Origin of the sequence: Microbacterium pumilum (genome assembly GCF_039530225.1) — a bacterium.
In the GTDB taxonomy this organism is placed as follows: domain Bacteria; phylum Actinomycetota; class Actinomycetes; order Actinomycetales; family Microbacteriaceae; genus Microbacterium; species Microbacterium pumilum.
This window is the reverse complement of the sequence record NZ_BAAAOH010000001.1, coordinates 1,573,808-1,593,615: the sequence shown is the minus strand read 5'-3', so window position 1 is coordinate 1,593,615 and position 19,808 is coordinate 1,573,808. Positions and strand designations below refer to the sequence as shown.

Sequence of the window (19,808 nt, the reverse complement as noted above, 5' to 3'; positions counted from 1 at the left end):
GCCACCATAACAGTTCGAAAACGTTATTGAAAACGTTTGACATGGGTTTGTTGTCCTGTAAAACTTTTGGCAATTCCGGGATGTCGAGACGCCGCGCCACCGCGAGTCGTCGGAACGAGCGCCCGGAGCAGTCACGGCAAACCGGGCGTCTCGATGACGGAAACGCCCCTCAATGAAGAGAACGGGAATCACATGAACGCGAAGAGGATCCTCCTGGGGACCGCCGTCGTGGCGATGGGCGCGCTCGCGCTCAGCGGCTGCAGCGGCGGGGGCTCGGGAGACTCGAACCAGGACGGCAAGGTCTCGATGACCTTCTGGCACAACTCGACCACCGGCGACGGCAAGAAGTACTGGGACGACACCGTCGCGGCATTCGAGAAGGCGAACCCCGACGTCACCATCAAGGTCCAGGCGATTCAGAACGAGGAGATGGACGGCAAGCTCCAGACGTCGCTCAACTCCAACGAGGGACCAGACATCTTCATGGCTCGCGGTGGTGGCAAGCTCGCAGACATCGTCGAGGCGGGCCAGGTCATGGACATCTCCAGCGGCCTCAGCGATGCCACCGCGTCAGCGGTCGGCGGCTCGCTCTCGGCGTTCGAGATCGACGGCAAGAACTACGGCGTTCCCCTCTCGATCCTGCCGTCGGGCCTGTTCTACTCGAGCGATCTGTTCGAGGCCGCGGGCATCACGGCGAACCCGACGACGATCGACGAGCTGGTCGACGCGAACGCGAAGCTGAGCGCCAGCGGCGTCGCACCCATCGCGGTCGGCGCAAAGGACGCGTGGCCCGCCGCGCACTGGTACTACAACTTCGCCCTGCGGGCGTGCTCGAAGGATGTGCTGGATGACGCGGCGAAGAGCCGCTCGTTCGACGACCCGTGCTGGCTCACGGCCGGTGAGAATCTGCAGGACTTCCTCGACACCGACCCGTTCAACGAAGGCTTCCTGACGACATCCGCTCAGCAGGGCGCCGGCTCGTCGGCCGGCCTGGTGGCCAACCACAAGGCGGCCATGGAGCTCATGGGCGCGTGGGACCCGGGTGTGATCGCGTCGCTGACGCCCGACACGAAGCCGCTCGCCGACCTGGCGTGGTTCCCGTTCCCTGAGGTCTCGGGCGGTGACGGCGAGCCCGGCGCCATGATGGGCGGCGTCGACGGCTACTCGTGCTGGGTGAACGCGCCCAAGGAGTGCGTCGATTTCCTGAACTTCATCGTCGAGAAGGAGAACCAGGAGGCGTACGCCACGGCGTTCCAGACGCTCCCCGCGTCGCAGGAGGCGCAGAGCGTCGTCACCGACCCTGCACTCACGAACATCCTCGAGGCCTACAACAAGGCACCGTACGTGGAGCTCTGGCTCGACACGCTGTACGGCCAGAACATCGGCAACGCGCTCAATGTCGCCGTGGTCGACATGTTCGCCGGCAAGGGTTCGGCGCAGGACATCGTCGACGCCGTCAACGACGCCGCAGCGAAGTCCTGAGGCGACCACCCATGGCTACCGCGCGCGAGACATCGCTGACCACCGCGAACGCGCCCGGCATGCCCGGCTCGGACGGGGGCGTGCAGACGCAGCCCCCGTCCGAGTTCCCGCCCGCCGTCCGGCCCTCGGCCGGGCGGCCGCGGCGCCGGGGCATCGGGTGGGCTGCACGCCTCGAGCTGCTCGTCCTCATCGGGCCGGCGCTCGTCGTCTTCGTCGCCTTCGTGATCTTCCCGGTCGCGCTCGCGGCGTACTACGGCTTCTTCAGCTGGTCGGGCTTCGGTCCCCCCACGAAGTTCGTCGGGCTGCGAAACTACGTCACGATCCTCACCGACCCCGCCTTCCACGAAGCCCTCGGCCACAACCTGTTCATCGCCTTGATGTCGCTGGTGCTCCAGGGCCCGATCGCCATCGGACTGGCGCTGCTGCTGAACCGCAAGCTCCGGTTCCAGTCCGCGATCCGCATCCTGATCTTCGTTCCCTACGTGATCTCCGAGGTGGTCGTCGGCATCGGCTGGAGCCTCATGCTCCAGTCGGAGGGCGCCCTCAACGGACTGCTCCGAAGGTTCGGCCTCGGCGCGCTGACCTCCGACTGGCTCTCAGACCCTTCGATCGCCATCTGGACGCTGATGGTCATCATCACCTGGAAGTACATCGGCTTCGCCGTCATCCTGTTCCTCGCGGGTCTTCAGGGCATCCCCGACGAGCTCTCGGAGGCGGCTGCGATCGACGGCGCGTCGTACTGGCAGATCCAGCGATACATCGTGCTCCCGCTCATGGGTTCCACGATCCGCATCTGGGCGTTCCTCTCGATCATCGGGTCGCTTCAGCTGTTCGACCTGGTGTGGATCATCTGGGGACAGTACGTCTCATCGACCGCCGGCACGTCGACGATGGCCACCTACATGGTCTCGAACGGACGAAACGCCGGCAGCTACGGCTACGGCAGCGCCGTCGCCGTCGTGCTGTTCCTCATCTCACTCACCATCGCCCTGCTCTATCAGCGCTTCGTGCTGCGGCGTGATACCGCCGGAGCGATCACAGGAGGAAAGTCCTGATGGCCACCGCACTCGTCGCATTGCCGGCTCCCCGAGAGCGCTACTCGCCTGGGCAGAAGCGCACCGGCACGTTCCTCATCTACTTCGTCGCGCTGGTGCTCATCGGCCTGATGCTCGCCCCGGTGGCGTACATCATCATCGGCGGCTTCCGCTCCAACTCCGAGATCACGGTCGACCCGTCCGGGCTGCCCTCGGTCTGGCACTGGGAGAACTACGCCGACGTGCTCACGAGCCCCATCTTCTGGACGCAGGTGCTCAACTCGACCATCACGGCCGTCGCCACGACGGTCCTCGTCGTGGCCCTGGGCCTGATGGCCGCATACGCGCTGTCGCGCTACTCGTTCCGGGGCCGCGGGGCCGTCTATGCGCTCTTCACGGCCGGTCTCATGTTCCCCATGACGGTGGCGATCACGCCGCTGTACATCCTGGTGCGCAACCTGGGGATCGCGAACTCGCTCGTGGGCGTGATCATCCCGCAGATCGCGTTCGCGCTCCCGGTGACGATCATCATCCTGGTGCCGTTCCTCGCCGCGATCCCGAACGAGCTGCAGGAGGCGGCATCGATCGACGGCTGCAGTCGGCTGGGCTTCTTCTGGCGGATGGTGCTGCCGCTGTCGCTTCCCGCGGTGATCACGGTCGGCATCCTGGCGTTCATCGCGAGCTGGAACAGCTACATCCTTCCGCTCTTCCTGCTCAGCAATGAGGGCACGTACACGCTGCCGCTGGGCACCCAGGCGTTCGCCTCGCAGTACTCCGTCGACACGGCGAAGGTGCTGGCGTTCACGTCGCTCTCGATGATCCCCGCGCTCGTGTTCTTCAGCCTGTTCGAGCGTCGCATCGTCGGCGGGCTCACGGGAGCGGTCAAGGGATGAGCGACACGATCACCGCGTCCGCGTCCGAGCGGGTGCGCGCTCTCGTGGCGGACATGACCCTCGAGGAGAAGCTGGCGCAGCTCGTCGGCTACTGGGTCGATCAGGGCGATGACCTCGTCGCCCCGATGGCCGGGGAGTTCGTGACGACGACGCAGTACGAGGATGCGACCGTGCACGGCCTCGGGCACCTGACCCGTGTATACGGCACGCGTCCGGTCGACCCGATCGAGCGCGCCGACTGGCTGTGGGGCGAGCAGCGGCGGCTGCGAACGGAGACCCGGCTGGGCATCCCGGCGATCGTCCACGAGGAGTGCCTGACGGGCCTCGCCACCTGGAAGGCCGCGACCTTCCCGACTCCCCTCGCCTGGGGAGCGGCGTTCGACCCCGAGGCGGTGGAGGAGATGGGCGCGCTCATCGGCGAGTCGATGCGGACGCTCGGCATCCACCAGGGTCTCGCCCCCGTGCTCGACGTGGTCCGCGATCCGCGCTGGGGTCGAGTCGACGAGTGCATCTCGGAGGACCCGTACGTCGTCGCCACCGTCGGCACGGCCTACGTGCAGGGGCTGCAGCGCAGCGGGGTCCACGCCACGTTGAAGCACTTCGTCGGATACTCGGGCTCGCAGGCGGGGCGCAACCACGCGCCGGTGCACGCCGGTGCGCGCGAGCTCGCGGATGTCTTCCTCCCGCCGTTCGAGATGGCGCTTCGCGAGGGCGGGGCGCGGTCTGTCATGAACTCTTACGCCGAGATCGACGGCGTCCCTGTCGCGGCGACGCCCGAGTACCTCACCGCACTGCTGCGCGATGAGTGGGGGTTCGACGGCACGGTGGTTTCGGACTACTTCTCGGTGGCCTTCCTGCACACCATGCATGCCGTCGCAGCCGACCTCGGCGAGGCGGCGGCGCAGGCGCTCGCCGCCGGGATCGACGTGGAGCTTCCCACGGGCGACGCATTCCTTGCGCCCCTCGCCGGCGCCGTCCGCGACGGCCGTGTCGATGAGTCGGTCGTCGATGTGGCGGTGCGGCGCGTACTCGCGCAGAAGGAGGAGCTCGGGCTGCTCGACGAGAGCTTCGACGACCCGCCCACGACCATCGACCTCGACTCCCCGGCGCACCGCGCGAGCGCGCGCCGGCTCGCCGAGGAGTCGATCGTGCTGCTCACGAATGACGGGATCCTCCCCCTCGGTGAGTCGACCGGACGTCGCGTCGCCGTGATCGGGCCCAACGCCGCATCCGCCGAGGCGCTCATGGGCTGCTACTCCTTCGCGAACCACGTGCTCGCACACCACCCCGGCACGCCGCTCGGCTTCGAGATCCCGTCCGTGCTCGAGGCGCTGCGCGGCGAGCTCCCCGGTGCGTTGATCGACGCCATCCGCGGTTGCGATGTCGAGGACGACGACGCCTCGGAGATCCCGGCAGCCGTCGCAGCCGCGCACGCGGCGGATGTCGCCATCGTCGTGGTGGGCGATCGCGCCGGCCTCTTCGGCCGCGGCACGGTCGGCGAGGGCAACGACATCGACGACCTCGAACTTCCCGGCATCCAACGCCGTCTCGTCGAGGCGGTCGTCGCCACGGGCACGCCCGTCGTGCTCGTGGTGATCTCGGGTCGGCCGTACGCCATCGGATGGGCTCTGGATGGCGCGTCGGCGCCGGCAGCCGTCGCCCAGGCGTTCTTCCCCGGCGAGGAGGGAGGCACCGCCATCGCATCCGTCCTTTCCGGTCGCATCACGCCTTCGGGCCATCTCCCCGTCTCGCTCCCGCGATCGGCGGGCGCGCAGCCCTACTCGTACCTGCATCCGATCCTGGGCGCGCCGTCCGAGATCACGAGCGCCGACAACACCCCGGCACTGCCCTTCGGGCATGGACTGTCGTACACGACGTTCGTGCGCGACGACCTGCTGGTCGACCCGACCACGTTCGCCGACGGCTCGTTCACGGCGTCCGTGCGCGTTCGCAACACCGGCGAACGGGCCGGTGTGGATCTCGTCCAGCTCTATGCGCGCGACGTGTTCGCGAGCGTCACCCGTCCGGTCGCCGTGCTGGCCGCATATCAGCGCGTCGCACTCGAACCCGGCGGGCAGGCCGTGGTGAGGTTCGACGTGCCGTTGGCCAGGCTCTCGTTCACGGATCGGACCGGCGTGCGCATCATCGAGCCCGGGGCGATCGAGCTGTGGGTGGGCCCGTCGTGCGCCGAACGCGAGACGACGGCGAGCCTCGAGATCATCGGCGATCTGCACGTCGTCTCGCCCGCAGATGCGCGACGCGCGACGGCCCGGATCGGCTGAAGGGTTCACCCGGCGGTCCCGTGCTCCCGGTGGCGCGTACACCGACGATCGGCGGGGGTCAACGGGGGCGACGGATGCCGCGGCTCGGGCGCAGGCTGGCTGCCAGGAGGTATTCCATGAGCGATCCCCGCAGCGTGCCGGACAGGCCGGCCGAGCCCGACGGGCCGGCAGCCCGCGAGACCCCGACTCCCGCGCCGACCGAACCGCCGGCACCGAGCCCGGACGAGCCGACCGTTCCGACGCCGGACGAGCCGACCTTCCCGAATCCTCCCGAGCCGTCGTTTCCGCCGGTGCCGGAGCCCGCGCCCGCGGGACCTGCGGCGCCGACCCGACCCTCGGATCCGGTCCCCGGAACACCCGCACCCCCTGAGGCACCGCCCGGACATCCGACCGGTCCGACCCCCGGCTACAGCTGAGCGCAGTCGGCCGCGGACGGTCCGCCGAAAACGCGTGACGAACCGGACGAACCGTCGTGGCCCGGTCGGTCGCCCGCGGGTATCGTCGGGATCGACGCCCGACGGAAGGCACCCCCATGTCGACGACGACCGATCGCCACGCCCGCACCGACCGCCCCGCGAGGAGTGAAGCGGAGCTGCAGCAGATGGCCAAGGACCACCTCTGGCTGCATTTCGCGCGGCAGTCGGTCATGACCGAGGGCCCGGGAGTCCCGATCATCGTGCGCGGCGAAGGGCACCACATCTGGGACTCGGCGGGCAAGCAGTACATCGACGGACTGTCCGGGCTGTTCGTCGTCAATGCCGGCCATGGTCGCAAGCGCCTCGCCGACGCGGCTGCGCGCCAGGCCGAGCAGCTCGCGTTCTTCCCCATCTGGTCGTACGCGCATCCCGCCGCCATCGAGCTCGGCGCTCGGCTCGCCGAGTGCGCCCCCGGCGACCTCAACCACGTCTTCTTCTCGACGGGCGGCGGCGAGGCCGTCGAGACCGCGTTCAAGCTCGCGAAGCACTACTGGAAGCTGCAGGGCAAGCCCCACAAGCACAAGGTGATCTCGCGCTTCATCGCGTATCACGGCACGCCGCACGGCGCACTCGCGATCACGGGCCTGCCGGGGATGAAGTCGATGTTCGAGCCGGTCACCCCCGGCGGGTTCCGGGTGCCGAACACCAACTACTACCGCGCCGGCGAGATGGGGTTCGTCTCTGCAGGCTCGACGACCGATGCACGCGAGGAGTTCGGGATCTGGGCGGCCGACCGCATCGAAGAGATGATCAACTTCGAAGGACCCGACACGGTAGCCGCGGTGTTCCTCGAACCCGTGCAGAACTCGGGCGGATGCTTCCCCCCGCCGCCCGGGTATTTCCAGCGCGTGCGCGAGATCTGCGACAAGTACGACGTGCTGCTCGTCTCGGATGAGGTCATCTGCGCGTTCGGACGCATCGGCGAGTACTTCGCGTGCGACGCGTACGCGTATCAGCCCGACATGATCACGTTCGCCAAGGGGGTGACCAGCGGCTACTCACCGCTCGGCGGCACGATCGTCAGCGACAGGATCCACGAGCCGTTCGCACACGGGAACGTGTCGTTCCCGCACGGCTACACGTTCGCCGGTCACCCGGTGTCGGCGGCGGTCGCGCTCGAGAACCTCGACATCTTCGAAGAGGAGGGCCTGCTCGCACACGTGCGCGAGAACTCGCCGATCCTGCGCTCGACACTCGAGAAGCTCACCGATCTGCCGATAGTCGGAGACGTGCGCGGCGACGGCTACTTCTTCGGCATCGAGCTCGTCAAGGACAAGGCGACGAAGGAGACGTTCGACGACGACGAGTCCGAGCGCCTGTTGCGCGGCTTCCTGTCCAAGGCCCTCTTCGACGCCGGGCTCTACTGCCGGGCCGACGACCGGGGCGACCCGGTGATCCAGCTGGCGCCGCCGCTGACGATCGGGCCGGCCGAGTTCGACGAGGTCGAGCAGATCCTGCGCGGCGTCCTCACCGAGGCGTGGACGCGCCTCTGACCCGCGCCGGGAATGAGCCGCCGACGACGGCGTTGGACCCGACATGACTCGAGTCGGAATCATCGGAGCAGGACACATCGGATCCGCCCTCGCGCGCGGGCTCGTCGACCGCGGCTACGAGGTCGTGATCAGCAACTCGCGTGGGCCTGCAAGCCTCGAGACGCTCGTCGCCGAGCTCGGACCGCTCGCTACCGCGGAAACGGCGATGGATGCCGCGACAGCCGGCGAGGTGGTCATCGTGACCGTGCCGCTCAAGGCCTATAAGGACATCCCGGTCGAACCGCTCGCAGGCAAGATCGTGCTCGACACCGACAACTACTACTGGGAACGCGATGGACACATCGCCGCACTCGACGAGAAGACGGCGACCGTGACGGGCCTCCTCCAGGAGCACCTGCCCACCGCGAAGGTCGTCAAGGCCTTCAACCACATCGAATCCAGCACCATCCTCACCGACGGCAAGCCCGCGGGCACGCCCGGCCGCCGCGCGCTGGCGACGGCGAGCGATCACCCCGATGCCGTCGCGTGGGTGGCGTCACTGTACGACGCCTTCGGCTTCGACACCGTGGACATCGGCTCGCTCGCCGAGAGCTGGCGGGTCGAGCGCGAACAGCCGGCGTATGTCGTGCCTCAGACGAAGGACGAGCTCGAGGCCAATCTCGCCCGTGCGACTCGCTGACGACCATGGTCGACGAGTGCGAGTTCGCGGACGCACGTCCGTCGCGTCGCATGAGGCTTAGGGTGGCTCCGTGGGAACCATCTACTACGGCGGATCCGCGACGCCGATCCATATCGAAGATCGAGCTCTCGCGCACCTGAAAGTCGTCATCGCGACGAAGCTGAGGCGCAACGAGAGCTTCACCGTGTCGTGGCGGCATCCGGAGGATCAGCCGCGCGGGCGCAGCACGCTGTGGCTGCATCCGTCGATCCCGTTGCGGTTCGTCTTCGATGATCCCGAGCCGGCCGAACTCAGCAGGGAGTGGATCGAGGAACTCGCGAGCTCGGCGAACTCGTCGGGCGGCATCCTGCTTGTGGCCGAGCACTTCGACACCGGTCCGGTGCCCGTCGCGACGGAGGGCCTCGCCGTGGCGAACGCGGACGGCGTCACCCTCGGCACGGTCGAGGTCGAGCACCTCGAGATCGACAAGCTCAGCGTCGCAGGGTCCGACATGGCGGGCGGAAGCGACGACGAGTGACCTTCGCAGCAGTCGGACTCACTCCGGCGCGGGCGCGCTGTCTTCGGTGGGCTCGGGCGTGATGCTGAGCCCATTCGGGCTGCTCGCCGCCTGCATGAGCTCTTCGATCCAGACCCGGTTGATCCGAGGCGGTCGGCTTCCGAAGAAATGGAACTGCAGCGGCACCGACTCATGGATCCAGAAGCTGCGACGCCCACTGCCGTCGCCGATCTCGACGTCGAACATGAACGACTCCGAGCGACGTAATTTGTTCATCACGACGATGCGGAGGTGGGCGAGCGTCCTGTCGTCGATGTCGACGGAGTTCCCCGCCGTGTCATAGATGAACCTGCCCATGGGAGGAGCATACGTCCCGCGTCAGCGAGGCGCGAACGCGGCGGCGAAGAGCCTCCGCGCGCGCCTCGCGACCTCCGCCCGCTGTGCGGGATCCGCTCGGGCGAGCTCAGTCGCGAGCATGCCCGTCGCCAGTGCGACATCCTCCGGCTCGACATGCTCGCCGATGTGTCCGGCTGCCCGCTCCCGGTCGACGAGTCGGCTCACGACGCCGTTGAAGCGCAGTCCGAGCGGAACCACACGCGGGTCGTGCAGGTCCGCGGTGATGAGCTCGATGAAGGCGGTCGAGACGATCGCCTGATCGACGACGCGACCGAGCAGATCGTCGATCGTCCGACCTTCCGCGGACGCATACTCCTCGAGGTCGCCGACGTTCTCCTCGAAGACGGCGACCGCGAGCGCCGTGCGGTCGGGAAAGTGACGATAGAGACTCCCCTGCCCGACCCCCGCACGCTTCGCGACCGCGCTGAAGGGCACGGTCAGACCGGATTCGGCGTAGACCTCCCGCGCGGCGGCGATGAGAGCGCGCCGATTGTCCGGCCCGGCGGCCGGACCGCGGTTGCGCTTGGGAGTCGCTTTCGTGGGAGTCGCTTTCGTGGGGGACGGCACGGGTGTAGCCTAGTACCGGACATAGTTGTCCGGTAGAAAGGGAATCACACATGGCAACCACCAAGCCGCTTACGGGCGACACCTCGATCGCCGACTGGCTCGCAGACCCGACGGGCAGCGCGATCCTCACCGACATGCTCGCCCAGGGCGGCCAGTCGCCCGACGTGTTCAAGCCCGTCCGGCGCCTCGCCATAAAGCGACTCGTCAAGATGAGCCGGGGCGCGTTCACCCAGGAGATGCTCGACGACCTCGTCAGCCGTGCGGCAGCGGGCGAAGTTCCCGACGGAACGCTCATCGTCGAGGTCGCCGCCGCCGACGACCTCGAAGCGGATGCCACGCCGACCGTGCAGCTGCGCGAATGGACCGAGCGGATCAACGCCGGCCGCTTCACGGGCAAGACGGTCATCGTGACCGGTGCCGGGTCCGGCATCGGCCGGGCGACGGCATCCCGCGTCGCCCGCGAAGGCGGACGCGTGATCGCGGTGGACGTCAGCCAGGACCGTTTGGACGAGTTCGTCGCCGATCACTCGGGCGCCGACATTGTCTCGCTGACCGCCGACATCACCGACGATGCCGGTGTCGCCCGCATCGTGGCGGCCGCCGGCGACACGATCGACGCGCTCGCCAACATCGCCGGGATCATGGACGACATGACGCCCGTCGGTGACCTCTCGGATGCCGTCTGGGAGCGCGTCATGCGCGTCAACGTGACGGGCACGATGAAGCTCACCCGTGCCGTCATCCCCGCGATGCTCGCTCAGGGCGGCGGCTCGATCGTCAACACGGCGTCCGAAGCTGCGCTGCGCGGCTCGGCGGCCGGTGCGGCGTACACGGCATCGAAGCACGCCGTCGTCGGACTCACGAAGTCCAGCGCCTTCATGTACGGCCCGAGCGGCATCCGCGTCAATGCGGTCGCGCCCGGCCCCACCATCACGAACATCGAGGCGACCTTCGGCTCGCCTCTCGGCGCAGAGCGCATCCAGTTCGGGATGTCGATCCTGCCCGACGCGGCAGAGGCCGAGGCCCTCGCGGCATCCATCACGTTCCTGCTGAGCGATGACGGCGTCAACGTGAACGGCGTCGTCCTCGCGAGTGACAACGGCTGGTCCGCCGCCTGACCGACGGGACATCACGCGGGCGCGCATCGGTCCCTGAGCCCGTCGAAGGGTCCGATGCGCGTCGCCGGGCGCGCTTCGACAGGCTCAGCGACCGGTGCGCCGACACCGGCGTCGCTCAGAACGGCCAGACCAGCGGCACGTAGAACACCGCGAAGAGCAGGAAGATCACCGACAGCGGCAGTCCGAGCTTCCAGTAGTCGCCGAACCTGTAGCCGCCCGGCTCCATCACCATGAGGTTCGCGGGAGTCGCGATGGGCGTGAGGAACGCGGCAGCCGCGATGACGGTCAGCCCCATCATGAAAGGCTGCACCGACACGTCCATCGCGATGGCCAGTGACACCGCGACGGGGGCGAGGATCAGCACCGTCGCGGTGTTGCTGATGACCTGGCCGAGCACGAGTGTCAGCACGAACAGGACGGCGAGCGCGACATACGGGCTCGAATCGCCGATGATCGCCAGCAGCCATCCGGCGACGAGATCCGCCGTGCCGGTCTCGATGAAGGCGGTCGACAGCGGGATCATTCCGGCGATCAGCACAACCGTGGTCCACGAGATCGACCGGTACGCCTGGGCGGGCGACACCGTTCGGGTGAGGACGAGTGCGACCGCTGCCAGCAGACCCGCGACGGCGGGCGGGACGACGCCCGTCGCGAGCAGTGCGACCATCGCGGCGAGGACGATGATGGCGCGCTTCGCTCCTCGCCCGAGCGGAACCGATCGGCGGAGCCGCGCCGGGGAGTCGACCACGAGCACACCCGCCGACTCGGCGTGACGGGTCAGCTCATCCCATGACCCCTGGAGGAGCAGTGCGTCGCCCGCTTGGATGACGACATCCCGCCCCTTGAGCTCGTCATCACCGCGCCGCGCGGCCAGGATCACGAGTTCGCCATCGGGCGTCGCCATGCCGGAGTAGACCTTCGTGCCGATGAGCGGCGAGCGAGGTGGGATGACGACCTCCGTCACTCCGTTCTGCGGGCTCATGATCACCCCGGTGTCGAGGGTGAGGGAGTACTGCTGCCGCAGCAGCCGCGCGTGTCGCACGAGGTCGAGCGGCATCTGCCCGCCGTTGCGCTCGGGGAGCAGTCGGCGTCCGAAGAGCGCGATGAAGGCGACCGTGACGATCACCAGCGGCACGCCGACGAGTGCGAACTCGAGGTAGCCGAAGGCGCGTCCGCCGTTCTCGGCCGCGAACTCCGACACGATGATGTTGACCGGCGTTCCGGTGAGCAGCAGCAGCGATCCGGCGGATGCGGCGAACGCCAGCGGCATGAGCAGCTGCGAGGTCTTGATCCCGGCGCGCGCCGCGACCACGACGACGAGAGGCAGCAGCGCGGCGACCGCGCCGTTGATGCTGATGAGCGCCGTGGTGGCGGCCACGAGCACGCAGATGACGATCAGCAGCGACAGACGCTTCGTGCCGGCGCGCGCGATGACCTTCTGCCCGGCCCACGCGGTGACCCCCGTGGCATCGAGGGATTCGCTCACCACGAAGAGGGATGCGATGAACAGGACGGTGGGATCGCCGAAGCCCGCGAGCGCCTGCGCGAGGCTGAGCACACCGGTGAAGAAGAGCGCGAGCGAGACGCCGATCGAGACGACTCCGAGCGGCAGGCGATTGCTCGCGAACGCGACGATCGCGAGCCCCAGGATGACGAGCGTCGCGACCACGGGATCCACGCGGCTCAGCGTAGTCTCGCCCCTCAGCGCCCACGCCCCCGGTGCGCGCTCCATACTGAGACTGACGAAGGAGTCGGGACCCCGCCCCTGACACCCGAGGAGACGGATGACGCACCTCACCCTCACGCTCATCGAGCGCTCGCCGGACCCGGAGCGGCCGGCGGAGCGCCCACGCCGATCGATCGCCGACCGCATCCGCAATGTGGGCACCGCGCGGATGGCCGCACTCGCACTCGTGCTCGCGACGATCGCAGCGATCGTCTGGGTCAACGTCTCGAGTGCGTCCTACCACGGCTTCTGGGAGACGCACCTCGTCATCGGGATCGAGGACTTCCAGCTCGAGTTCACGCTCCACGCCCTCGTGAATGAGGCGCTGATGGCGATCTTCTTCTTCACCGTAGGGCTCGAGGTGCGTCGCGAGTTCGCCATCGGCGAGCTGACGAGCTGGTCGCGAGCCGTCGTGCCGGTGTTCGCGGCGATCGCGGGGCTTGTGATCCCGGCCCTCGTCTTCGTCGCGTTCAATCTCGACTCGGGCGCGGCAGGGGCGTGGGGCGTCGTCATCTCCACCGACACCGCGTTCCTCGTCGGCGCACTCGCCCTCGTCGGCCCCAAGGCGCCCGGGCGGCTGCGGGTGTTCCTCCTCGCCCTGGCGGTCGTCGACGACATCGGCGCGCTGAGCATCATCGCCGTCGTCTACACCGAGGACTTCAACCCGCTGCCGCTCATCGTCGCGGCGGTGGGCCTCGCGGGCATCTACTTCACGCGGTACCTCCGGAGCGGTCGCGGGCCGATCTACGTGACCCTGGCGATCATCGTGTGGCTCGCGTTCTTCGCCTCGGGCGTGCACCCCACGCTCGCCGGGGTCGCCGTCGCGCTGCTGATACCGGTGTACCGGCCCGACCGCCGCGCGGTCGAACAGGCGCTGGAGCTCGCCCGCACCTTCCAGCAGTCCCCCAACACCCAGTACGCGCGAGCCGCGGCGAACAGCCTGCGCGAATCGATCTCGATCAACGAGCGGCTGCAGGCCGCGTACGCGCCCTACGTCGCCTTCGTCATCCTGCCTCTCTTCGCCCTCGCCAACGCCGGGGTCGAGCTGAGTCCCGAGATCCTGGCACGGGCGATGGTCTCGCCGCTGACCTGGGGCATCGTCGCGGCGCTCGTGGTCGGCAAGTTCATCGGCGTGTTCGGCGCGGCGGCCTTCATGAAGCTCACGCGGATCGGCACGTTCGGCGCCGGGCTCTCGCTCGATCGCGTCGCAGGCGGGGCCGCGCTGTGCGGCATCGGGTTCACGATCTCGCTCTTCATCGTCGAACTGGCCGTCGAGCCGTCGATGCGCAACGACGCGCGGGTGGGTGTGCTGTCGGCATCCGTCATCGCGTTCGTGCTGGCGACCGTGATCTTCCGAATCTCGGATGCGGTTCGCCCGCCGGACGAGAGCCTCAAACTGCTGGTGCGTCCGGTCGATGCGAAACGGGACCACATCTCGGGCCCGGTCGATGCGCCGCTCACCATCGTGGAGTACGGCGACTTCCAGTGCTCGTTCTGCTCGCGGGCGTCAGGCTCGATCGACGAGGTCCGAGAGCAGCTGGGCGACCGGCTGCGCTACGTCTGGCGCCACGCGCCGCTCACGAGCTACCACCCGAATGCTCTCGCCGCAGCCGAAGCCGCCGAGGCCGCCGGGCGTCAGAACGCCTTCGCCGCGTTCGGCAAGAGCCTCTTCGCCGATCAGGAGCGGCAGCTGCCGTCCGACATCATGCGTCGTGCGTCCGAGCTCGGGCTCGACATGCCGCGCTTCGAGGAGGACCTGCGCTCGCCCGACGTGACCGGTCGCGTCCGCGACGACATGCTCGATGCCGAGGCCATGGACATCACGGCCGTGCCGACGTTCTACATCAACGGTCGCCGCCACGTCGGCCCCTACGACGCGCAGTCGCTCATTCGCGCGCTCGAGGCTTCCGAATAGCACGCGGGCACAGCAGCGGCAATCCCCTGATCACCGGAGAGGACACGTCCTACGCTCGAAGCCGATCAGAGGAGACCCGACGATGGCGACTGCCACGAAGACCCAGACCCCTGCCCGCAACAAGCGACGCCCTGCCCGAAGCGGTGCCGAGCTCACCAAGGAGCAGAACTCCGAGAGCGGCTTCACCGCCTCGCAGCAACTGAGTGAGAAGCTCCAGAACGTGCTCGTCGACCTCATCGAACTCGGATCGCAGGGCAAGCAGGCGCACTGGAACGTCGTCGGCAAGAACTTCCGCGACACGCACCGGCAGCTCGACGAGATCATCGATGCCGCGCGCGAGTTCAGCGACACGATCGCCGAGCGGATGCGGGCGCTGCACGCGCTGCCCGACGGGCGCAGCGACACGGTCGCCGAGACGACGACCCTGCCCGAATTCCCGCAGGGCGAGATCGACACCGCCGAGGTCATCGACCTCACCACCGAGCGTCTCGAGGCGGTCATCGGCACGTGCCGCGACGTTCACGACGAGGTGGATGACGAAGACCCGACGAGCGCCGACATCCTGCACGCGATCCTGGAGCGTCTCGAGCAGTTCGCCTGGATGGTCTCGGCCGAGAACCGCAAGCCGGCCGCCAAACGCTGACGCGCTAGGCCTGGCTCGACTGCGGTTCGTCCGCCGCACCGAGCTGCAGCAGGCACGCCTCGGCGGCGACCCACGCGAGCATCGCGCACTTGACGCGCATGACGTAGCGCGCGACGCCCTGGAACGCCGCGGCGTCGCCGAGACGCTCCGGCGGCTCGGCGCCCGGCGAACGGAGCATGGCCCGGAACTCGCCGATCATCTCGCGCGCGGTCTCGGTGTGCTCGCCCTCCAGAAGCCCGGTCATGATCGACGCCGACGCGGTGGAGATGCTGCATCCCTGCCCCTCCCACCCGATCGCGTCGATCGTGCCGTCGGCGGCGAGCGACATCCCGAGTGTGATCTCGTCTCCGCACGAGGGGTTGAGCTCATGGTGGGTGACGGCGAAGCCGCTGATGTCGCCTCGCCCTTCCGGGCGTCGCGAGTGGTCGAGGAGCACTTCGCGATAGAGGTTCTCGAGATCGCTCATCGGTCCGCTCCGAAGAAGGCGCGGACCTCGGCGAGGGCGAGCCGCAGCTGCTCGACGTCGTCCGCGGTCGTGTACACGTAGGCGCTGGCGCGTGCGGTGGCCGCCACTCCGAGTCGACGGTGCAACGGCTGAGCGCAGTGATGCCCGGTGCGCACCGTGATGCCGCGATCGTCGAGGAACTGCCCGACGTCATGCGCGTGCACGCCGTCGACGATGAAGCTCGCGAGCGACGCCCTGCGCCTGCCTGGCCGCGGGCCGACGAGCGTGACGCCGGGTGTCGAGACGACCGCGTCGACCAGCAGCTCCGTCATCCGCTCTTCGTGCTCGAGGATCGCATCGTGGCCGAGCTCGGTCAGGAAGTCCGCTGCCGCCGCGAAGCCGACCGCCTGGCTCACGGGCTGCGTCCCAGCCTCGAATCGCTGGGGCGCGGGCAGGAACTCGGTCTTCTCCATCGTGACCGTCGTGATGGTCGACCCGCCGGTGCGCGCAGGCGGCAGTTCATCCAGCAGTTCGGTGCGTCCCCACAGCGCGCCGATGCCGGTCGGCCCCAGCATCTTGTGCGACGAGAACGCCGCGAAATCGACGCCGAGCGCGTGGAAGTCGATGGACTGGTGCGGCACCGACTGGCAGGCGTCGAGCACGGTCAGCGCGCCCGCCCTGCGAGCGATCGCGGCGACATCCGCGACCGGAGCGATGCTGCCCGTGACGTTCGACACGTGGGCGAAGGCGACGACGCGGGTGCGCGAACCCACTGCGGCGGCGAGGTCGTCGATCGACCATTCGCCGTGCTCGTCGACGGGAACCCATCGCAGCGTCGCACCCGTACGCGCGACAAGACGCTGCCACGGGATGAGGTTGGCGTGGTGCTCCGCCTCGGTGATCAGGATCTCGTCGCCGGCCTCCAGGGCGAACCGGTCGCCACCCAGCCCCAGCGAGGCGTCCGACATGCCGAGGGCGACGACGTTGAGCGCGTCTGTGGCGTTCTCGGTCCACACGATCTCGGCGGGTGCGGCGCCCACGAATGTCGCGACGGTCTCGCGTGCAGCCTCGAACGCGGTCGTCGCGTCGCCGGTCGCGATGCTCGATCCGCGGTGCACGGCGGCGTAGGAGTCGCGGATGAAGGCTGTCTCGGCATCGATGACGGCTTGGGGCCGCTGCGACGTGGCCGCCGAGTCGAGGTACACCCGCTCGGGATGCGCACTGAGCAGCGGGAAGCCGGCACGGATGTCGACGAGCGGCGAGGCCGCCGGGATGGTGGTGTCCACTTCTCTCCTCGGATGATCACCTTCCAGTCTGCCCCTTGCGGCGGCATCCGGCGCCCTCGCGAGTGCGCCTGCCGGCTACACGAAGCCGAACAGCGGGGGGAACACGACGACCACGACCACAGCCCACACCAGGTACACCGGGACGTAGGAGGTCTGCCACCGCTCAAGGCGGCCGTAGGCGACCCGGCCGCGCACGAACCCGAATTGGAGCCACGCCGCGCCGGCGAGGTTCACCAGCAGGATGAGGTTGAGCCCGAGCGAGGCGAGCTTGTTGGGGCTCGCGCCGTATGTTCCGATACGACCGATCATCGCGATGAGCAGCAGCACGTCGATGACGAGGGCGGCGACCACCATCACCAGTTGGAGCCGATCGAACCAACCAGGTGCCGCGGCGGGCTCGCGGGCAGACAGCGAGTAGAGCAGCAGCGCGAGCACGACGATGAGCGTCACGTCGAACAGGATGAGCAGGTCGCGGTCCGAGTCGACGAGGTTTCCCTGGATCAGCCCGGCCACCGCGAGCGCGAGGAGCAGGATGGTGAACAGCGGAGTGAAGACCTTCGTGAGCACCGGCGCGATGTTCTCTATGACGCTCTGTTTCGCCTCCACGAGCCAGCCCGCGATCACGACGGCGCCGCCGATGCCGCACGGCAGCATCCATTCCTCGACGAAGCGCGTGACATCCATGCCGATCGCGCTGAAGAGCCCGACCGTGAGGGCGATGAGCACTCCACCGCCGAGGCCGAGAAGCACGAAGTACACGAACCATTCCCCCGTGAATCGGATGAAATCCATCCGGGCTCGGTCGGACCGCCAATCTCCGTTGACGTACGCGATTCCGACCACGATCCACAGGGCCACAGCCGCGTGGACCGACGCCAGCACGAACGTGGCGCCATCCGTCGCGAACGGGTAGAGGTTGAGGATGAGGGCGGCCGCGACGAACGGCACCGCGACGGCGAGGATCGTGCCGATCCGCGCCGAGCGCCGCACCATCAGGAACGCCGCCAGGAACGGCAGCACCAGCACCGGCAGGTTGCTCACGAAGACCTCCGGCGCGGTGCTGTAGGTCAGGCCGAAGACTCTCGGCAGCTGCGCTGCGAGCCCGGCACCGACGGCCAGCGCCACGGCGAGGGCGAGTCCGGTCGAGGGACGCTCCGTCGCGGTCGCTCCACCCACAACGAGCTGCTTCCAGAGCCGATCGGAGTGCTCGCGGGCGAACTCGCGCGACAGTTCGTCGAGCCGGCCCATCCGCTTGACGGCGACGAGGAAAGCCTCGTCGCCGGAGAGACCGGATGCCTCGAGGCCGTCGATCTGGTCGCGCAGGTGGGCCTCGAGCTCCACGGCGTCACCGGCCATCACCGCGCGGGCGGTGACGAACTCTCGCCACGCTGCGATCTGCTCCTCCACCGGACCGTCCACGTCAGACCACCCCCAGAGCGAATGGCGCGCCAGAGCCTGGTCGGTCCGACCACACCTTCTGGAGTGCGCGGCTGACGACATCCCACTGCCGACGCTGCTCGCGGAACACCGTCATGCCGGCCGTGCTCAGCCGATAGTGCTTGCGCGGCCGTCCCGACGGTGATGCGCCCCACGCCGACTCCACGTGGCCGAGCCGCTCGAGTCGGTGCAGCAGCGGGTAGAGCATGCCATCGCTCCACTCCAGCTCGCCGTCCGAGAGTTCGCTGACCCGCTGCAGGATCGCATAACCGTAGGACTCGCCCTCCGCGAGGATGCCGAGCACCATGGGCGTCGCCGCCGCAGCGACGAGGTCTTTGCCGATCCGCATGCCCGCTCCTATACCTGCCAGTGCTATGTACCTAGAGGTACAAGGTATACGAACAGCGCGGCGCACTCAAGGGCGGCTGCCGAGACTCCCGTGCTCAGTCGACGTCGGTCTGGGACTGCACGAAGCGCCGGTCGTCCTCGTCCAGCAGTGTGCCCGGCTCGAGCGCCACGCCCGTGGCTCGGTGGATCTCCTGCAGCACCTGCGGGGAGAGGGCGCGCTCAGGATGCCGCATGATGATGGCACGAGCCCCGAGGGTGACATACGGCCACCAGGCCTCCGCGCGTGCGTGTCGCGGGTCGAAGGATCGTTCCGCGGCCGTCATACCTGCCAGGATCCGGACCCGCCGACCTCGAGGACAGGGGCTTGACGGGCGCCACGAGCGCGGCTACCGGTGCTTGCTCAGGTGGTCGACGGATACGTGCCCAGCGGTCCTTCGTCGACGGGCGCGCTGTCGGCGTCGCCCGGAATCGGCACCAACGCGATGGAGGTCCCTGGGGCTATCCAGAGATAGGCGTCCCTCCGAGTCCCCTCACCCTCGTTGACCAGCAGCCACATGCCCCCAGCGGCATGACCTTCGGCGATGAGATCCCGAAGCTCGTCGAGATCTCTTTGGCCGACGCTGTAGACGTGGCCGTCGTAGACCACGTCAATGCGCTTCATGCCCGTCCTCCCCTGCCGCATGGCCGTTCGCGTGCTCGTACTCCGCCGGCTCGGGCACGACGTAGAGTCCGACAGGGGTGTTCGCGGTGTAGAGCAGCGCATCGACCCACGCCCGGTTGATCGACGGCTTGCGACTCCCGTAGAACTTGTAGACGAGCGACACCCTCGGGTGGATCCAGACGGTCGTGCGACCGTCGCCGATGCTCGTGTCGTCCTTCCAGGTGAAGTGGAACGACTCGCCACGGCGCATCTTCGCGCCGATCACGAGCTGCAGGTGCGCGAGCAGCCGATCCTCGAAATCGACTTTGACGATGCCGTCGTACGTGAATTTGCCCATCTGGGCCCCTTCCATCCGCGGGCGCCATGGGCCCGCCGACGAGAATCCGTGAACAAGACGGTTCGAAATCGACCGGGCAAAAGCGCCTGCCCTG

The 19,808-nt window shown here is 68.4% G+C and carries 20 protein-coding genes and 1 pseudogene; 11 read left to right on the top strand and 10 right to left on the bottom strand.

Features of this window, described 5'->3' with window-relative positions; all coding sequences use genetic code 11:
* Positions 1–192 precede the first annotated feature (192 nt).
* The 8 genes and pseudogenes from ABD188_RS07055 to ABD188_RS07020 form a co-directional block, all read left to right on the top strand.
* Complete coding sequence (locus tag ABD188_RS07055; RefSeq protein WP_344059893.1) at positions 193–1,482, top strand: extracellular solute-binding protein; 1,290 nt, start codon at positions 193–195, stop codon at positions 1,480–1,482.
* Positions 1,483–1,493: 11 nt separating this feature from the next.
* Complete coding sequence (locus ABD188_RS07050; RefSeq protein WP_344059891.1) at positions 1,494–2,537, top strand: carbohydrate ABC transporter permease; 1,044 nt, start codon at positions 1,494–1,496, stop codon at positions 2,535–2,537.
* On the top strand, positions 2,537–3,409 hold the full coding sequence (locus ABD188_RS07045) for a carbohydrate ABC transporter permease (protein WP_344059889.1): 873 nt from the start codon (positions 2,537–2,539) through the stop codon (positions 3,407–3,409). Before ABD188_RS07050 ends, ABD188_RS07045 begins: the two co-directional genes overlap by 1 nt.
* On the top strand, positions 3,406–5,691 hold the full coding sequence (locus ABD188_RS07040; RefSeq protein WP_344059887.1) for a beta-xylosidase/alpha-l-arabinosidase: 2,286 nt from the start codon (positions 3,406–3,408) through the stop codon (positions 5,689–5,691). The genes ABD188_RS07045 and ABD188_RS07040 overlap by 4 nt, the downstream gene beginning before the upstream one ends.
* Before the next feature lie 116 nt (positions 5,692–5,807).
* Positions 5,808–6,107: a hypothetical protein gene (locus tag ABD188_RS07035; RefSeq protein WP_344059885.1), complete on the top strand. Its 300-nt coding sequence runs from the start codon at positions 5,808–5,810 to the stop codon at positions 6,105–6,107.
* 116 nt (positions 6,108–6,223) lie between these two features.
* Positions 6,224–7,660 (top strand): aspartate aminotransferase family protein, encoded by a 1,437-nt coding sequence (locus ABD188_RS07030; RefSeq protein ID WP_344059883.1) that lies wholly within the window; start codon positions 6,224–6,226, stop codon positions 7,658–7,660.
* Positions 7,661–7,703: 43 nt separating this feature from the next.
* Positions 7,704–8,339 carry an NADPH-dependent F420 reductase gene (locus ABD188_RS07025; RefSeq protein ID WP_344059881.1) on the top strand — a complete coding sequence of 212 codons (636 nt, stop codon included), beginning with the start codon at positions 7,704–7,706 and terminating at the stop codon, positions 8,337–8,339.
* 70 nt (positions 8,340–8,409) lie between these two features.
* A pseudogene (locus ABD188_RS07020) lies at positions 8,410–8,730 on the top strand (DUF7882 family protein); the annotation flags it as partial.
* 144 nt (positions 8,731–8,874) lie between these two features.
* Here ABD188_RS07020 and ABD188_RS07015 read toward each other — a convergent pair.
* On the bottom strand, positions 8,875–9,192 hold the full coding sequence (locus ABD188_RS07015; RefSeq protein WP_344059877.1) for a DUF7882 family protein: 318 nt from the start codon (positions 9,190–9,192) through the stop codon (positions 8,875–8,877).
* A gap of 21 nt (positions 9,193–9,213) precedes the next feature.
* The gene (locus tag ABD188_RS07010) at positions 9,214–9,798 is read right to left on the bottom strand and encodes a TetR family transcriptional regulator (protein WP_344059875.1); all 585 of its coding nucleotides are present in this window, start codon (positions 9,796–9,798) and stop codon (positions 9,214–9,216) included.
* A 50-nt stretch (positions 9,799–9,848) separates the two neighbouring features.
* Between ABD188_RS07010 and ABD188_RS07005 the strand changes: the two genes are divergently transcribed.
* Positions 9,849–10,916, top strand: coding sequence for an SDR family NAD(P)-dependent oxidoreductase (locus ABD188_RS07005; protein WP_344059874.1), 1,068 nt, complete (start codon positions 9,849–9,851; stop codon positions 10,914–10,916).
* Between the two features lie 115 nt (positions 10,917–11,031).
* Here ABD188_RS07005 and ABD188_RS07000 read toward each other — a convergent pair whose 3' ends face one another.
* A complete protein-coding gene (locus ABD188_RS07000) occupies positions 11,032–12,594 on the bottom strand; it encodes an SLC13 family permease (protein ID WP_344059873.1) in 1,563 nt (520 codons plus the stop codon).
* A 106-nt stretch (positions 12,595–12,700) separates the two neighbouring features.
* Here ABD188_RS07000 and nhaA point away from each other — a divergent pair, with 106 nt between their 5' ends.
* Complete coding sequence (gene nhaA / locus ABD188_RS06995) at positions 12,701–14,557, top strand: Na+/H+ antiporter NhaA (protein ID WP_344059871.1); 1,857 nt, start codon at positions 12,701–12,703, stop codon at positions 14,555–14,557.
* A gap of 82 nt (positions 14,558–14,639) precedes the next feature.
* The gene (locus ABD188_RS06990; RefSeq protein ID WP_344059869.1) at positions 14,640–15,200 is read left to right on the top strand and encodes a Dps family protein; all 561 of its coding nucleotides are present in this window, start codon (positions 14,640–14,642) and stop codon (positions 15,198–15,200) included.
* Between the two features lie 4 nt (positions 15,201–15,204).
* Here the strand turns inward: ABD188_RS06990 and sufU are convergent, their stop codons facing one another.
* The 7 genes from sufU to ABD188_RS06955 all read right to left on the bottom strand — a co-directional run bounded on the left by sufU (position 15,205) and on the right by ABD188_RS06955 (position 19,714).
* The gene (gene sufU / locus ABD188_RS06985) at positions 15,205–15,666 is read right to left on the bottom strand and encodes a Fe-S cluster assembly sulfur transfer protein SufU (protein ID WP_344059867.1); all 462 of its coding nucleotides are present in this window, start codon (positions 15,664–15,666) and stop codon (positions 15,205–15,207) included.
* Entirely contained in the window at positions 15,663–16,931 is a 1,269-nt protein-coding gene (locus tag ABD188_RS06980) for an aminotransferase class V-fold PLP-dependent enzyme (RefSeq protein WP_344059864.1), read from the bottom strand. The genes sufU and ABD188_RS06980 overlap by 4 nt, the downstream gene beginning before the upstream one ends.
* 75 nt (positions 16,932–17,006) lie before the next feature.
* Complete coding sequence (locus ABD188_RS06975) at positions 17,007–18,350, bottom strand: permease prefix domain 1-containing protein (protein WP_344059862.1); 1,344 nt, start codon at positions 18,348–18,350, stop codon at positions 17,007–17,009.
* A gap of 1 nt (position 18,351) precedes the next feature.
* On the bottom strand, positions 18,352–18,717 hold the full coding sequence (locus tag ABD188_RS06970; RefSeq protein ID WP_344059861.1) for a PadR family transcriptional regulator: 366 nt from the start codon (positions 18,715–18,717) through the stop codon (positions 18,352–18,354).
* 94 nt (positions 18,718–18,811) lie between these two features.
* Positions 18,812–19,039, bottom strand: a complete 228-nt coding sequence (locus ABD188_RS06965) for a hypothetical protein (protein ID WP_344059859.1) — start codon at positions 19,037–19,039, stop codon at positions 18,812–18,814.
* Between the two features lie 77 nt (positions 19,040–19,116).
* Complete coding sequence (locus ABD188_RS06960; protein WP_344059857.1) at positions 19,117–19,377, bottom strand: hypothetical protein; 261 nt, start codon at positions 19,375–19,377, stop codon at positions 19,117–19,119.
* On the bottom strand, positions 19,364–19,714 hold the full coding sequence (locus tag ABD188_RS06955; protein WP_344059855.1) for a DUF7882 family protein: 351 nt from the start codon (positions 19,712–19,714) through the stop codon (positions 19,364–19,366). The genes ABD188_RS06960 and ABD188_RS06955 overlap by 14 nt, the downstream gene beginning before the upstream one ends.
* Between the last annotated feature and the right edge of the window lie 94 nt (positions 19,715–19,808).

Excerpts from the sequence above, each read along its gene's own strand:
- ABD188_RS07055 (WP_344059893.1), top strand. The coding sequence starts at position 193 with ATGAACGCGAAGAGGATCCTCCTGGGGACCGCCGTCGTGGCGATGGGC.
- ABD188_RS07050 (WP_344059891.1), top strand. The coding sequence starts at position 1,494 with ATGGCTACCGCGCGCGAGACATCGCTGACCACCGCGAACGCGCCCGGC.
- ABD188_RS07045 (WP_344059889.1), top strand. The coding sequence starts at position 2,537 with ATGGCCACCGCACTCGTCGCATTGCCGGCTCCCCGAGAGCGCTACTCG.
- ABD188_RS07040 (WP_344059887.1), top strand. The coding sequence starts at position 3,406 with ATGAGCGACACGATCACCGCGTCCGCGTCCGAGCGGGTGCGCGCTCTC.
- ABD188_RS07035 (WP_344059885.1), top strand. The coding sequence starts at position 5,808 with ATGAGCGATCCCCGCAGCGTGCCGGACAGGCCGGCCGAGCCCGACGGG.
- ABD188_RS07030 (WP_344059883.1), top strand. The coding sequence starts at position 6,224 with ATGTCGACGACGACCGATCGCCACGCCCGCACCGACCGCCCCGCGAGG.
- ABD188_RS07025 (WP_344059881.1), top strand. The coding sequence starts at position 7,704 with ATGACTCGAGTCGGAATCATCGGAGCAGGACACATCGGATCCGCCCTC.
- ABD188_RS07015 (WP_344059877.1), bottom strand. The coding sequence starts at position 9,192 with ATGGGCAGGTTCATCTATGACACGGCGGGGAACTCCGTCGACATCGAC.
- ABD188_RS07005 (WP_344059874.1), top strand. The coding sequence starts at position 9,849 with ATGGCAACCACCAAGCCGCTTACGGGCGACACCTCGATCGCCGACTGG.
- nhaA (WP_344059871.1), top strand. The coding sequence starts at position 12,701 with ATGACGCACCTCACCCTCACGCTCATCGAGCGCTCGCCGGACCCGGAG.
- ABD188_RS06990 (WP_344059869.1), top strand. The coding sequence starts at position 14,640 with ATGGCGACTGCCACGAAGACCCAGACCCCTGCCCGCAACAAGCGACGC.
- sufU (WP_344059867.1), bottom strand. The coding sequence starts at position 15,666 with ATGAGCGATCTCGAGAACCTCTATCGCGAAGTGCTCCTCGACCACTCG.
- ABD188_RS06970 (WP_344059861.1), bottom strand. The coding sequence starts at position 18,717 with ATGCGGATCGGCAAAGACCTCGTCGCTGCGGCGGCGACGCCCATGGTG.
- ABD188_RS06965 (WP_344059859.1), bottom strand. The coding sequence starts at position 19,039 with ATGACGGCCGCGGAACGATCCTTCGACCCGCGACACGCACGCGCGGAG.
- ABD188_RS06960 (WP_344059857.1), bottom strand. The coding sequence starts at position 19,377 with ATGAAGCGCATTGACGTGGTCTACGACGGCCACGTCTACAGCGTCGGC.
- ABD188_RS06955 (WP_344059855.1), bottom strand. The coding sequence starts at position 19,714 with ATGGGCAAATTCACGTACGACGGCATCGTCAAAGTCGATTTCGAGGAT.